The sequence below is a fragment of the Gramella sp. MAR_2010_147 genome (assembly GCF_900105135.1).
Lineage (GTDB): Bacteria > Bacteroidota > Bacteroidia > Flavobacteriales > Flavobacteriaceae > Christiangramia.
Genome location: NZ_LT629741.1, coordinates 701,217 through 715,515 on the forward strand (window position 1 = coordinate 701,217; position 14,299 = coordinate 715,515).

The window sequence follows — 14,299 nt, forward strand, 5'->3', positions numbered from 1 at the left end:
TTAATTTTTTGATCCACGTTAGCAGGACGTAGGTTATTGATGTAACTAAAGTGTCTTTTCAATACAAAATCTTAATAGGTATATGAATTGTGTAGTTGTTGATGATGAGGAATTGCCCAGAAAAATATTAGAACAGTTAATTAGCCTGGAGCCAGCGCTTAATTTATTAGTGTTATTAGATAGTCCTGTAGATGCCCTAAAGTATATAAATTCAGGAGAAAACCAGATAGATTTAATTTTTCTTGATATAGTAATGCCAGACTTTACTGGCTTTGATTTCATTAAATCTGTTAAGTCTAATGCGCAGATCATTTTTGTTTCTTCCGATAAAAATTATGCTTTAAAAGCCTTTGAGCTTTCTAATGCAACAGATTATCTACTAAAACCTATTCAAAAAGAGAGATTTCAAAAAGCGGTTTCTAAAGCCATAAAAAAGCATCAAAATACTTCAATTATTAACAAAGACAGCGAAACTAAATCCAATAATACCAGGGAAAATGACCTTTATGTCACTATAGATAAGCGCCTGATTAAAATTAATATTCCAGATATCAATATTATTGAAGCTGAGGGTAATTTTATTAAAATTAAAACTTCTACAGATACTTACCTGATTTATTCGTCCTTAAAAAAAATTGAAGAGAAATTACCAGCATCATTATTCATGAGAGTGCATCGATCGTTTATTATCAATTTAAGAAGAATAATTGATATTCAGGATAATAGTATTTTAGTGAACAAAGAGCTAATCCCTGTTAGCAGGAGATACAAGAATCAGCTCTTTTCACGGTTAAATCTATTATAGATATAATTCGTTTACTTTTAATCACTTACCGTTCATCCTTTAATACTTGCCATTTAAATAAAAAATCCCATTCCACGGGGTATTCATCTTAATTTAGACCGGATTCTGTAAGGAGAATAGGATTTAGTCCTTCTGACATACCCTACGTGCTCAGCCTTACAGTTTCTTTTAAAAAAATTGGGGACTATGTTAGAGAATGAAAACAATGATGTAATTAGATTACGGGGTAGGTTAGATGAAAAAAATGTTTCTGAAGTTGAAAAACAGCTGCAGGAGATTCTAAAAAGTAAAGAAAATTTAATTTTAGATTTAAATGATTTAGAGGTCCTTGATGTATCAGGGATTTTCATGCTATTTGTATTAAAGCAAAAAGCGAAAAATCAACGCAAGGATGTTACTTTTCTTTTAGAAAATTCGAAAGTAATTAGCGGTAATATTTTAGGGATAAGTATCCCTAAAATTATTTAATTTTTATGGCGCCAGTTGTTACATATAGTAACAACAAAGTTTGATCAAGGCTAAGTAACGGAAAATTACGGCGTAGAGAAAGTATGGTATTTCAGTCTTTAATTCTTTGAAGAAAAAATGATCTGGTGTTAACGGGATTCATTCTTGCGATTAATATTCAATTAGAAAATGCTGGCACATATATCCAGGGTATTTTTAAAACTAAAAAAGCCTGTCAATACAAGGATTAACAGGCTTTTAGTCGGGGTGGCAGGATTCGAACCTGCGACCTCCTGCTCCCAAAGCAGGCGCGATGACCGGGCTACGCTACACCCCGAAAAATTACTAACTATTTTTAGTCTTTTCCGTTCCAAATCACTTAAAAAAGTAGCCGGGAAGCGGAGGAAATTTATCCCAATTTTTCCGGTCGAAAAAGAGAATAAAAAACCTTAGACTAAAAATCTGGCGGAGAGACCGGGATTCGAACCCGGGCATCCCGAAGGATGACAGCTTAGCAGGCTGCTGCATTACCACTCTGCCACCTCTCCAATATTTAAGAACTTCGCAAGTATTTTTGCGGTTGCAAATGTAACTTTTACTTGTAAACCATCCAAAGTTTTTATTCCTTTTTTCCTTTAAATCCTTCAATTTAAAATACACTTTAAATTAGTCAACTTATGCTCAGTGATATAGACTTTTTATTTTTTTAAAATTTCTTCTAATTTTTGATCTTAGATACCTTGATTACAATTAAAACTGAAACATGAGTATTTTTTAAATTCTAAAGCCCAATCTCAAACCGCCCCATCCTTCAGTTTTACCCGTCTTGAATTCTTTGGTAATCTGGCTTCGGGTATATTCAAGATAAAAGAAGCCAGATTTTATAACAATTCCATAATCCATTTTTGCCTTAAGTCTCGTAATATCTGAAGATCCAATAGTATACAAATTATTGGAGTTAAAAAGTCCGCCTTGTAAAGTAGCATCGTAACCAACAATATAAACTTTAGGGTTGCTGTATAAATAGATTTGAAATTTACCCTTATTCGCGTTTATAGATAGTGGAGATTTGAAAAGACCCAGCATTAAGGACGATCCAACTGAAACATCAGTATACATACTTCCAAGCCTTAAACCAAGGTCAGAATTCAGGAATAAAAGATCTTTGAAATTTAGCAGCTGTTTTTCGTGATTCAGTTCATAATTAATAAGAACATCATTGCCCAGCTGGTTTCTCCATCCATATGGAATCCAATTATCTGTAGCTTCGTGAATCAGAGTCTGTCCTTCTTTACCGTAGGCTCTGGGGCCTATAACGCCCATAAGAAAAGATGAATATAACCTTTCTTTTCGTTGGAGATTATCAGTTATTTTAAAAGACTTGAGGTATAAGGTCGCAGCAAAGGGACGATTTCCATATTGGATCTCTTTACTACTAATCACATCTGGAGTGAAAGTTAAGTGTTCCAGGCTGATCCCGTACTGACTTTTATTTTTAGATTTAAAAAACAGATAGTTTACAGGGTTTTTCCTGAAAATGGAATTTACAATTTCAAGACTGATGCCTTGTGTATAATTATCGTCGGAATGGGCGAAAATATCATTGTCAAAATTTATTCTGAAATATTCAGGGTTTGCAAAGTTTCTATACGTAGGGGTATTTGCAAATTTCTGGGCTGTAGAAACAGAAGAAAATAGAAGAGAAGGAGTAATAATTGTAGGGAAAGACGAAGACTTATTACTTTATATTTTATCAAAATTTATAGTTTTTCCATCTGTATAAGGTGATGGAGATTGGTAATTGCTTTTTGATGATTTCGTACAAACGGATTCTTTTTATTCCAAACGTATCCCGCAAGAACGGCACAAATTTGAGCTTTTATCTGAGTATTGGGTTTAGTATGAAAAAATATATCCTGAAGTTTTCCTGAATACCACTCTTTTACATAGGTTGCAAATACATCTACACCATCCTTGATATAACCAGAATACTCCTTCTCCCAGTCCACAGGTTCACCCTGGATCTCTTTCAGAGCTAATTTAGAAGCCAGTAATCCAGACTCTGTTGCAAAAGCAACACCAGAAGAGAATACGGGATCAAGAAATTCTGCTGAATTTCCTGTAAGGGCAAATCCATTGCCATAAACATTTTTTACATTCTTTGAGATATTGCGATAACTTATCGGTTCAAACTTAAAGGGATACTGGTCAAAGCGGTTCCGGTAATAATCAGTTTCCTTAAGCATTTTTTTGAATGCTTCTGCGGTCTCATTTCCGAAATTTTCAAACCAGGTATTGGGACCTACAAAACCCAGACTGGAGACTCCGTTTGAAAATGGAATATACCAGAACCAGGTTTTGGTATCCAGAACCTCAAAGGTTATTTGCGTTCCTTCTATACCTTCAGGTCTTTGGGTTTCTTTGATATGGGTAAAAATGGAGGAGTGATCATATATTACTGGAGGCGCTTCCAGATTAAATTGTTTAGCAAGTACACGGCCATTTCCACTGGAATCAATGATAAAATTACAGGTGATTTCAGTTTCTTCCCCTAAATTATTTTTAATCAGAATTTGCCATCGCTCACCCGTTCTGGAAATTGAAAGAATCTCTGTTTCGAATCTAATATCCACACCTCGAGATTTAAGATTATCAGTAAGCACTTTATCAAAGTCTGCTCTGGGAACCTGCCAGGTCCAGTTCCAGCCATTCCCGAACTTCTTGCTGAAATCAAATTCAGCAATCTCATTTTTTCTAATGAAACGGGCTCCATATTTTTTTTGGAATCCGTAGGCTTTCAAAACTTCCAGAAATCCCGCTTCTGAAAAATTATCCATACAGCGTGGAATTAGACTTTCTCCAACTACAAATCTTGGAAATTTTTGTTTTTCCAAAACCAAAAAAGAGGCACGCTGTTTTTCTAAATATCCTGCTGCAATGCTTCCTGAAGGTCCGGCACCGATAATTACAATATCTCTGATTTCATGATGCATAAAAATACATGGAGTTTATGAGCAAACTTAAATAGAAACTGGGAATAAAACTAAATGAAAAGTCCCGACTAGATTGTCAGGACTTTTCGTGAGATATTAGCAAAATGATTAGTAAGATTTCTGGCCAGATGTTTATATATAAAAATCTACTGCACCTAATCGTTCAATACTAATCATAATCAAATGTATGGTTCTACATTTGAATTATTTATTTCATCAGATATATCTAACCATTATTTAAACTTGAAGATATCTGTTAAGGTTGTATTTAACTTCGCTTAAAATATAATGAGATAATGGCACCTCTCGCTTTTTATGTTGAAATATCAACGACGATCTTTAAGTATGTTTTCTATTAATTATGCTACATTTGTTAAAAGCTTTAACAGCGATCCCAAACCTATAATTACTAGCAGAAACGGTATATGCTGAATTTAGATAATGCACTTGAATTTTCTGATTTTTACCATGTTCTTTTTGAAAATGAGAAGATTGAACTGGGTGAGGCCACTCTTAAAAGACTTGATTCAAGTTTTGAATTTTTAAAGAATTTTTCTCAGAATAAGATCATATATGGTGTTAACACCGGCTTTGGCCCTATGGCGCAATACAGGATCGATGATGATGATAAGATCAAATTACAGTTAAATCTTATTAGAAGTCATTCATCTGGCGCGGGTGCATTGATGGAGCCCCTTTATGTAAAAGCGCTGATGCTTGCCCGGTTGAATACTTTATGTCTGGGAAAATCGGGTATTCATAAATCTGTAGCTGAGACACTTATTGCTTTAATTAATAAAGATGTAATTCCTGTTATATTTGAACATGGCGGTGTAGGAGCTTCCGGAGATCTGGTTCAGTTAGCTCATTTGGCTCTGGTACTTATTGGAGAAGGGGAGGTTATCTACCAGGGAGAACGCAGGGATACTAAATTGGTTTTTAGGGAACTCAAAATTCAACCGGCTAAAATTAAAATCAGGGAAGGATTGGCCGTCATGAATGGTACTTCTGCCATGACAGGTATTGGCATTGTAAACCTAATTTACTCAAAACGCCTGTTAAGCTGGGCAGTTTATTGTAGTGCGGTAATTAACGAAATTGTAGAAGCTTATGATGATCATCTTTCAGAAGAATTAAATGCATCCAAACTTCATCCCGGCCAGCAAAGGATAGCCAGGGATATGAGAAATCATCTGGCCGACTCAAAACTCACTCGGGATAGGGATGAGCATTTGTATTCAAATGGCGCCGATAAAAATACATTTTTCAAGGAAAAGGTTCAGGAATATTATAGTTTGAGATGTGTTCCGCAAATTCTGGGACCTGTTTCAGATACTCTGGAGACCTCCCTGAAAATATTGATGGAAGAGGTGAATTCAGCGAATGACAATCCTATAATTGATGTGGAGACCAAACATGTTTACCATGGCGGAAATTTTCACGGTGATTATGTCTCTCTTGAAATGGATAAAGTACGGCTGGCAATTACAAAAACCTCCATGCTGGCTGAAAGGCAACTCAATTATCTTTTAAATGCGAAACTTAACGATATTCTTCCACCATTTATAAATATGGGAAAATTGGGACTAAATTTCGGAATGCAGGGAGCTCAGTTTACGGCAGTTTCTACGACTGCTGAAAATCAGACGCTTTCCAATTCTATGTATGTTCATAGTATTCCCAATAATAACGATAATCAGGATATTGTGAGTATGGGCGCAAATGCAGCGAATATGACCAGAAAGGTAATAGATAACAGTTTTGAGGTGCTCGCAACAGAAGTTGCTACCATTGTCCAGGCCCTCTATTACTTAGATTTTGATGATAAATTATCTTCAGCGACAAGATCAAAAATAAAGGATTTAAGACAGCTCATTCCAAAGATAAAAGAAGATCGACCTTTATATAAAGAGATGAATAAGCTCAAACAATATTTGAAAAATAACGAAGCTTATTAGTTATGAAGTATGCATTGGTTACAGGCGGCTCCAGAGGAATAGGCAAAGCGATATGCTTGAAACTTGCTGAAGAATTGCAGTATAACATCCTTTTAAATTATCATTCCAATACGGAGGCTGCTGAAGCTGCTCAGCGTGAAATAGAGAAAACTGGACTGAAATGCAGCATCTTAAAATTTAATGTTGCAGATAGTGATTCAACTCAGGAATCTTTGGGAAAATGGAAGTCTGAAAATCCCGATGCTAAGATCGAAATCCTTGTTAATAATGCTGGAATCACTAATGATGGTCTGTTTATTTTCACCAATAAAGAAGCGTGGAATTCTGTAATTGATACAAGCTTGCAGGGTTTTTACAATCTTACTCAGGCAGTATTAAAAGATATGCTGAAAGCGCGTTTTGGAAGAGTCATCAACATCGTTTCTCTTTCAGGATTAAAAGGAAACCCGGGGCAGGTAAATTATTCAGCAGCAAAAGGAGCGGTGATCGCAGCAACAAAAGCGCTGGCCCAGGAAATTGGAAAAAGGAAAGTTACGGTAAATGCAGTAGCTCCGGGATTTATTCAGTCTGATATGACCAAAGATTTTGATGAAAATGAGTTTAAAAAGCATATTCCCTTAAATCGCTTTGGTGAAGCTGAAGAGGTAGCCAACCTGGTGAGTTTTCTTGCTTCAGAGAAATCTTCTTATATCACCGGGGAGGTGATCAATATCAACGGGGGTTTATATTCTTAATGTTATGGCAACCTGGAGAGGACAATCCCGAGGCACCCTTTTAGGCTTCAAAATTTACGTGCAGATTATAAAAAAGACCGGACTTTATTCGGCATATTTCATACTCCTTTTTGTTGCCTTATATTTTATCTTTTTTTCTTTTAATTCTACCAGAAGCACCTATTACCTCTTCAGAAAAAGACTCGGCTATTCTCGAATGAGCGCCGCTTTTAGCGTGTACAAAAGCTATTTTACCTTTGGAAGGATTCAGCTTGATCGAATTGCAATTACCAGTGGCTTAAAACATAAATTCACCTTTGAATTTGATGGTGTAGAACATATTGATAATCTTTTACCGCAGAATAAAGGAGGAATTCTGCTTACCGCTCATATTGGCAATTTTAATCTGGCTAAACATTTTTTTGAAGAACGACATTCGCAGGCCGTTGTGAATCTTGTGGTGACAGATTTTGAACATCAGCAGATCAAGAGGTATTTAGAATCTGTGACCGGTACTTCAGAAGTCAGAATCATAGTTCTAAAAGACGATCTAAGCCATATCTTTAAAATGAAAGAAGCCCTTGCTAATAATCAACTTCTTGTATTTGCAGCCGACAGGTATTTAAAACATTCCAAAACCTATAAAGCGGAATTTCTGGGCGAACAGGTGAAATTTCCTCAAGGCCCATTTAAACTTGCGGGGAGAAATAAGATTCCTGTACTTTTTGTCCATTTAATGCGAGAGAAGAATTTTCATTATCATTTTTATGCGAGACCATATAAACCTAAAGACTTTACTGCACGGGAACTTTTAAAATCTTATCTTGACGATCTTGAAAAAATGGTAAAAAAATATCCTCATCAGTGGTATAATTACTACGATTACTGGAATGATTTTAGTTAAAATGGCAGAAAATCTTTTACATCATCCAATTACCTCACACGAGGAAATTATCAACCTTATTCCGCAGAAAGAACCTTTCGTTTTTGTGGATACTCTTTATGAATACACAAATTTAACGGGAGTTACCGGTTTTACAATTCCGAAGGAAAGTGTAATGCTGGACCAAAATAAACTCGCGGAAAGTGGATTGATAGAACATATGGCCCAAAGCATGTCTTTGCATAGAGGTTATCAGGGTTCGCTTAGCGGACAAACAAAACCGAAAACTGGCTTTATTGGCGTGATTAAAACGGTAGAAATTTTTGGATTGCCTGAAGTTGGTGAAAAGTTGAAAACCTACGTAGAAATTTTGCATGAGATCATGAATGTAACTTCAGTATCTGCCAGAACTGAAAATGAAAGGGGAGAGGTAATTGCGACCTCAGAAATGAAAACCGTAACTGTTGAATGAGTAATTCTACATTGAAAACCACTACAAAATTAAAAGTTCGGTTTCATGAATGCGATCCTTTACAGATCGTATGGCATGGCAATTATTTCAAGTATTTTGAAGAAGCCAGAGAAGCATTCAGTAAAAAGCATGGAATTTCTTATCTGGATGCTAAAAATAATGGATTTACAATGCCCATTGTGAAAACGGAATGCGAGCACAAACTTCCGCTACAGTATGGGGATGAATTTGAAGTAGAGACTCACTTTGTAAATACTGAAGCAGCAAAGATCATTTTTAAATACCAGATATTTTGTTCAGAGAAATTAATCTGTACCGGTAAAACCGTTCAGGTTTTTACCGATAAAAATTCAGAATTGGTTCTGATCAATCCACCGTTTTTCTTAGATTGGAAAAAGAAAATGGGATTGATAAAATGAGCAGGAACTATCTTCTACATGATTCTATAATTTCCCCGATTGGTTTTAGCACGGAAGCAAATCTTAAAGCGATTCGTAATTCTGAATCAGCTCTTAAATTGCATACTAATTTAAGCGTTTTTCAAAATGGATATTACGCCGGTTTGATCGAGCAGGCATTGATCGATGAGAAATTTAATAAGATTGGCGAGCCTTCACAATATACCAAACTTGAAAAGTTACTAATTCTAGCAGTTCATCAGGTTCTTGATAATGCTCGTTCAATAGATTTCAATAAAACTGGATTGATCATTTCCACGACTAAAGGAAATATTGATCAGTTAAATAAAAATGAATTCCCTTCAGATAGATTATATCTCTGGAAAATGGCCGAAGTTGTAGGCGATTTTTTCGGATTCAAACAAAAGCCAATCCTAATTTCCAATGCCTGTATTTCCGGTGCACTGGCTATTAAAACTGCGAATGATTTTATTGAAACTGGAAGATTTGAAAATGCTATAGTAGCCGGTGGAGACCTGGTTTCAGAATTTGTTCTTTCAGGCTTTCAGTCTTTTCAAGCCATTAGTCCTGAACCCTGCCGGCCATTTTCAAATGATAGAAAAGGAGTGAGCCTGGGTGAAGCCGCTGCAGCAGTTTTAATTGGGCCAGATAAATCTAACAACTTAGATAAGGTAAGATATATTGATGCCATTACAGCTAATGATGCCAATCATATTTCAGGTCCCAGTAAAACCGGAGAAGGATTATTTCAAAGTATCTCCAGGCTATTAAAGAGAAGTGATATTGAGAATTCTGAAGTAGATTATTTGTCTGCTCATGGTACGGCCACCCTTTATAATGATGAAATGGAATCACATGCTTTTCATCGTGCCAGTCTGGAAAATGTTCCGATCAATAGTTTTAAAGGATATTTCGGGCATACCCTGGGAACTTCAGCTTTAATAGAAAGTATTCTAACAAAACATAGTTTGCTTAATAATGAACTGCTTACATCCCATAATTTTACAGAATCTGGAGTTTCCAAAGAATTAAATATCATTCAGAAAAATCAGCAAAAAGATTTAAAATTAGCCTTAAAAACAGCTTCTGGCTTTGGAGGTTGTAATCTTGCGATGTTACTAAAAAAGGAAAGTTGATGAGCAGCGAACTTTTCATACAGAACTCAGTAAAGATTCGGGATTCAAAAGTTTTTAAGAACGGAGAATTGGTTTTTCAGGTAGATCGTGATTTGAATCTAAACAAATTTTTAAAAGAGATTTATAAAGAACAAAACCTGAACTATCCAAAATTCTTTAAAATGGATAGCCTTTCTAAATTGGGATATCTGGGTGTAGAATTATTGACTAACGGAAATATTCAAAATAAAGAGACCGCACTGGTTTTTGCAAATTCAGCCTCAAGCCTGGAAACTGATACTGCTTTTGCAGAGAGCCTGAAAGATTTTCCTTCGCCCTCTCTTTTCGTTTATACCTTACCAAATATAATGTTAGGAGAAATCAGTATTCGTCATCAACTGAAATCTGAAAACTGTTTTTTTATTTCCGAAGCTTTCGATCCCGGTTTGTTTATTAATTATTGCACCGCTTTATTTCAACAGAAAAAAGCCGAAAACTTGCTTTGTGGGTGGGTGAACTTGCACAATAATGAATATGATGTATTTTTGTGGCAAATTGCCCCTGGCGGCGGAACCGATTTTAACGAAGAGGAGCTAAAGAAATTATACTTACCTACATGAGTGACCTGCATACCGAATTAAAAAAAAGTATTATTGAACAACTTAACCTCGAAGATATGGAGGTTAGCGAAATTAAGAATGACGAGCATCTTTTTGGAGATGGCCTGGGTTTGGATAGTATAGATGCCCTTGAATTGATCGTGCTTCTGGAAAAGGATTATGGTATTAAACTCAATGACCCGAACCAGGGAAAAGAGATCTTTAATTCCATAAATAGTATGGCCGAATATATTGAAAAAAACCGCACTAAATAATTTATGGGAGGCGTTGCCGTTACCGGAATGGGAATAACTTCTGCAATTGGCGGAAACATTGACCAAACGCTTTTATCTCTCAAAAATGGAAAGGACGGAATTTCATACCCGGAAATCCTTTCAACTAATCATACAAATTTACCGGTTGGAGAGATCAAATTAAGTGATTCAGAGTTGAGTGAAATTCTGAATTTACCTAAAGATCACTCCTGTACGCGCGCTGCTTTGATCGGTATTCACGCGATCAGAGAATTACTTAAAACTTCTGGTTTTGATGAATTTCCTGAAGACATGGGATTGATTTCGGGAACCAGCGTTGGTGGAATTGATAAAACCGAACAACATTTCTACGATTTTAAGGATAAGTCGGAATTCAGGAAATATATTCAGGCGCAACATCCCGGATTTACTACGGAAAAAATAGCAGAATATTTTGGTCTGAAAGGCTTCGTTACCACAATTAGTACTGCATGTTCTTCTTCTGCAAATGCCATTATGATGGGTGCCAGAATGATAGAGTCGGGAAAATTTAAACGAGTGATCGTTGGAGGAACAGATTGTTTGACGAAATTCACCTTGAACGGATTCAATTCACTTAAAATTCTTTCTGAGGATAAAAACTGCCCTTTTGATAATAATCGTAACGGATTAAATCTTGGGGAAGCCGCAGCCTATTTGTTGCTAGAAGCCGAAGATTGTATAGGAAAGAAGGATATTATGGGAAAAATCATTGGTTACGGGAATGCCAACGATGCTTTCCATCAAACTGCTTCATCTGAGGATGGAGAAGGTGCGTTCCAGGCGATTTCAAAAGCTTTAAAAAAAGCTAAAATATCAACTATGGAAATTGATTATGTCAATGCCCATGGGACAGGAACACAGAATAACGATCTTTCAGAAAGTATAGCTTTAAATAGAGTTTTTGGTAATATTGTTCCAAATTTCAGTTCTACGAAAGGATTTACCGGCCATACCCTGGGAGCAGCAGGTGCGTTGGAAGCAATTTTCAGCCTCCTCTCAATTAATCATGGAGAAATCTATCCTAATTTGAATTTTAATGCTAAAATGACCGAAACTGGATTAATTCCGGTCACTAATGTTCTAAAAACCAATATCAATACAGTACTCTCCAACTCTTTTGGATTTGGCGGAAATTGCACCTCTTTAATATTTCATAAAGATGCATAGAGCCTATATCAATGGAATATCGTCGATCTCTCCCCAGTATGAAAATATTTTCGAGGATGGGAACTTAACGGAATATGAGGAAAATATTATGCCGGCTATAGAAGTCGATTATAAGTCTCAAATAAAACCCATGATGCTTCGCAGAATGTCTAAAGCTGTGAAAATGGGACTTTTTTGTTCTAAAAAAGCTCTGTTGGAGGCTGGTGTAGAATTACCAGATGCTATTATTGTAGGAACAGGTCAGGGATGCTTACAGGATACTGAAAAGTTCATGATGAATATGCTGGATTCTGAAGAAGGCTTATTAAGCCCTACCTCTTTCATTCAGTCTACTCACAATACAGTTGCGGGACAGATCGCATTGGATTTAAAATGTAAGGGATACAACATGACCTTTACCCAGAATGCTGTTTCTTTTGAAAGTGCACTAATTGATGGATTACTACAACTGGAAGATGAAAATATAAAGCATGTTCTGGTTGGTGGTGTGGATGAAATCTCTAATAAATTTACTGGTTTTCAAAGGCTGGATGCGCAGATTAAAACAGAAAATATTAATAACCTGGAACTATTGAGCTCTGAAACTTCTGGTACGATAATTTCAGAATCTGCCGCTTTTTTTTCTTTGAGTTCTGAGATAACTGATAATTCTTATTGTGAATTAAAAGATGCAGCAATTTTAAATTCTTTAGAAGTATCCAATATTACCCAAGAAATCGATCGGTTCTTAAAAAGAAACAATACTTCGGTTTCAGAAATAGATGTAGTCGTATTGGGAAATAATGGAGATGCCAGGTTTGATCATTATTACAAAGAATTGCAGGATAGTATATTTTCAGATAAATGTCATGTGGCTTACAAACATTTGATTGGAGAGAACAATTCGGTTTCTTCTTATGCATTAATACTTGCTTCACGAATCCTGAAGGAAAAGAAAATTTCTGATATTTTTAAATTGAATACCTTAAATTGCGCTAATCCCCGAAATATTTTGATATATAATCAATACCTGGGGAAAAACCACGGACTAATTCTTTTACAAAGCCTTTGATCTTTAAGCTTATTAAATCTGTTTTTGCAGTTGCGGCAGTCTTCACAATAGCGCTGTATTATCAGGGAATATGGTCTTTCTGGCCGCTGCTTTTGATCGCTATTGTCTATATACTTCTTATACTGGTACTTTCAACCAATGTTCAGTTAAATTTCTTCGTGAATGCATATAACCGGAACCCTGATTATCCTGAAAATGCTGTTGCCATAAGTTTTGATGACGGGCCTGTAAAAAATACTTTGGAAATTCTAGAGATCTTGGATCGGTTTAAGGTGAAAGCCACATTTTTTTGCATTGGCAGCAATATTGAAAAATATCCTGAAATATTTAAAGAAATAATAGCGAGAGGACATATTGTTGGCAATCATACCTTTTCTCATACGCGCAAGATGGGTTTTTTGCCTACGAGAACCATCATCGATGAAATAAAGCGCTGTGATAAGGTCGCGGCAAAACTTGGAGGTGTTAAAATGAATCTTTTTAGACCACCCTTCGGGATCATTAATCCTAAGACCAAGAAAGCGCTGGAAAAAACGGGGCATAAGGTGATCGGCTGGAATGTGAGGCCTTATGATGCTATTACCAAATCACCGGAAAAAATCATTCACAGGATCACCAAAGACCTTAAGCGGGGAGATCTAATTCTTTTACATGATAATCTGCCAAAAACTGCCGTGATATTGGAACAGTTATTGGTTATTTTAGAACAACAAAATTTCAGCACAGTAAGAGCTGATAAATTATTTGATATTCATGCGTATAATTAAAATTTGCATTTTTCTTTTCAGTCTTAGTATGCTATCTCAAAATGGGGCGATGAGTTCTGCTGAAAAGCAGGATTTTAAATCAAGCGTCCTCGATAAATCCAGTGAGATCAAAAGTTTTTCGGCTGAATTCACTCAGAAGAAACACATGAAAATGATGGATGGCAGCCCAGAAAGTCAGGGTAGAGTGTACTATAGATTTCCGAATACCCTGAAATGGGAATATATGAAACCTTATCAATATCAGCTTTTATTTAAGGATTCTAAGCTTTTTATAAAGGAAGAAGGGCAATTTTCAGAAGTCGATCTTTCGTCAAATGAGCTTTTTAATAAAATGGGGAAGTTGGTTGCCGGTAGTGTAAATGGTAAAATTTTGATGGCCGATAAGGATTTTGATATCACGTATCAACGTTCTGGAGCGCATATAAAGGCGCTAATTGTCCCTAAAGATGGAAATTTAAAGGAAATGTTTAAAGAAATCTGGATTAGTTTCAATGAAGAGCATCTTATTAATTCTATAAGACTTATAGATCCTTCAGAGGATTTTACCGAGATAAATATGGAGAATATTAAAATTAATCAGCCTATTCCCGCTTCAGTTTTTCAAAACTAAAGTA

The 14,299-nt window shown here is 35.9% G+C and carries 16 protein-coding genes and 2 tRNA genes; 14 read left to right on the forward strand and 4 right to left on the reverse strand.

What is annotated here, in order from left to right; translation table 11 throughout:
- Positions 1 to 82 precede the first annotated feature (82 nt).
- On the forward strand, positions 83 to 805 hold the full coding sequence (locus BLT95_RS03045; protein ID WP_089664646.1) for a LytTR family DNA-binding domain-containing protein: 723 nt from the start codon (positions 83 to 85) through the stop codon (positions 803 to 805).
- A 186-nt stretch (positions 806 to 991) separates the two neighbouring features.
- Positions 992 to 1,273 carry an STAS domain-containing protein gene (locus BLT95_RS03050; protein WP_089664649.1) on the forward strand — a complete coding sequence of 94 codons (282 nt, stop codon included), beginning with the start codon at positions 992 to 994 and terminating at the stop codon, positions 1,271 to 1,273.
- A gap of 241 nt (positions 1,274 to 1,514) precedes the next feature.
- Here the strand turns inward: BLT95_RS03050 and BLT95_RS03055 are convergent.
- From BLT95_RS03055 to BLT95_RS03070, 4 genes are all read right to left on the reverse strand, one after another.
- Positions 1,515 to 1,589: transfer RNA gene (locus BLT95_RS03055), tRNA-Pro, on the reverse strand.
- Between the two features lie 126 nt (positions 1,590 to 1,715).
- Positions 1,716 to 1,800: transfer RNA gene (locus BLT95_RS03060), tRNA-Ser, on the reverse strand.
- A gap of 226 nt (positions 1,801 to 2,026) precedes the next feature.
- Positions 2,027 to 2,968 (reverse strand): lipid A deacylase LpxR family protein, encoded by a 942-nt coding sequence (locus BLT95_RS03065; protein ID WP_089664651.1) that lies wholly within the window; start codon positions 2,966 to 2,968, stop codon positions 2,027 to 2,029.
- Positions 2,969 to 3,012: 44 nt separating this feature from the next.
- Positions 3,013 to 4,245, reverse strand: a complete 1,233-nt coding sequence (locus BLT95_RS03070) for an NAD(P)/FAD-dependent oxidoreductase (RefSeq protein WP_089664653.1) — start codon at positions 4,243 to 4,245, stop codon at positions 3,013 to 3,015.
- Between the two features lie 425 nt (positions 4,246 to 4,670).
- Here BLT95_RS03070 and BLT95_RS03075 point away from each other — a divergent pair, with 425 nt between their 5' ends.
- The 12 genes from BLT95_RS03075 to BLT95_RS03130 are packed head-to-tail and all read left to right on the forward strand — an operon-like array spanning position 4,671 to position 14,295.
- Positions 4,671 to 6,203 (forward strand): aromatic amino acid ammonia-lyase, encoded by a 1,533-nt coding sequence (locus BLT95_RS03075; protein WP_089664654.1) that lies wholly within the window; start codon positions 4,671 to 4,673, stop codon positions 6,201 to 6,203.
- 2 nt (positions 6,204 to 6,205) lie between these two features.
- Positions 6,206 to 6,937, forward strand: coding sequence for a 3-oxoacyl-ACP reductase FabG (fabG, locus tag BLT95_RS03080; RefSeq protein WP_089664656.1), 732 nt, complete (start codon positions 6,206 to 6,208; stop codon positions 6,935 to 6,937).
- Positions 6,938 to 6,941: 4 nt separating this feature from the next.
- Positions 6,942 to 7,820 carry a lipid A biosynthesis acyltransferase gene (locus tag BLT95_RS03085; RefSeq protein WP_089664658.1) on the forward strand — a complete coding sequence of 293 codons (879 nt, stop codon included), beginning with the start codon at positions 6,942 to 6,944 and terminating at the stop codon, positions 7,818 to 7,820.
- A gap of 1 nt (position 7,821) precedes the next feature.
- Complete coding sequence (locus BLT95_RS03090) at positions 7,822 to 8,271, forward strand: hypothetical protein (protein WP_089666828.1); 450 nt, start codon at positions 7,822 to 7,824, stop codon at positions 8,269 to 8,271.
- On the forward strand, positions 8,268 to 8,690 hold the full coding sequence (locus tag BLT95_RS03095) for a thioesterase family protein (RefSeq protein WP_089664660.1): 423 nt from the start codon (positions 8,268 to 8,270) through the stop codon (positions 8,688 to 8,690). Before BLT95_RS03090 ends, BLT95_RS03095 begins: the two co-directional genes overlap by 4 nt.
- Complete coding sequence (locus BLT95_RS03100) at positions 8,687 to 9,826, forward strand: beta-ketoacyl synthase N-terminal-like domain-containing protein (protein ID WP_089666829.1); 1,140 nt, start codon at positions 8,687 to 8,689, stop codon at positions 9,824 to 9,826. Before BLT95_RS03095 ends, BLT95_RS03100 begins: the two co-directional genes overlap by 4 nt.
- Positions 9,826 to 10,425, forward strand: a complete 600-nt coding sequence (locus tag BLT95_RS03105; protein ID WP_231896401.1) for a 3-oxoacyl-ACP synthase — start codon at positions 9,826 to 9,828, stop codon at positions 10,423 to 10,425. Before BLT95_RS03100 ends, BLT95_RS03105 begins: the two co-directional genes overlap by 1 nt.
- Positions 10,422 to 10,679 carry a phosphopantetheine-binding protein gene (locus BLT95_RS03110; protein ID WP_089664663.1) on the forward strand — a complete coding sequence of 86 codons (258 nt, stop codon included), beginning with the start codon at positions 10,422 to 10,424 and terminating at the stop codon, positions 10,677 to 10,679. The genes BLT95_RS03105 and BLT95_RS03110 overlap by 4 nt, the downstream gene beginning before the upstream one ends.
- 3 nt (positions 10,680 to 10,682) lie before the next feature.
- Entirely contained in the window at positions 10,683 to 11,867 is a 1,185-nt protein-coding gene (locus BLT95_RS03115; protein ID WP_089664665.1) for a beta-ketoacyl-[acyl-carrier-protein] synthase family protein, read from the forward strand.
- Positions 11,860 to 12,918, forward strand: a complete 1,059-nt coding sequence (locus BLT95_RS03120; protein ID WP_089664667.1) for a beta-ketoacyl synthase chain length factor — start codon at positions 11,860 to 11,862, stop codon at positions 12,916 to 12,918. Before BLT95_RS03115 ends, BLT95_RS03120 begins: the two co-directional genes overlap by 8 nt.
- Entirely contained in the window at positions 12,915 to 13,685 is a 771-nt protein-coding gene (locus tag BLT95_RS03125; RefSeq protein WP_089664669.1) for a polysaccharide deacetylase family protein, read from the forward strand. Before BLT95_RS03120 ends, BLT95_RS03125 begins: the two co-directional genes overlap by 4 nt.
- Positions 13,672 to 14,295 carry an outer membrane lipoprotein carrier protein LolA gene (locus BLT95_RS03130; RefSeq protein WP_089664672.1) on the forward strand — a complete coding sequence of 208 codons (624 nt, stop codon included), beginning with the start codon at positions 13,672 to 13,674 and terminating at the stop codon, positions 14,293 to 14,295. The genes BLT95_RS03125 and BLT95_RS03130 overlap by 14 nt, the downstream gene beginning before the upstream one ends.
- Positions 14,296 to 14,299: the final 4 nt, after the last annotated feature.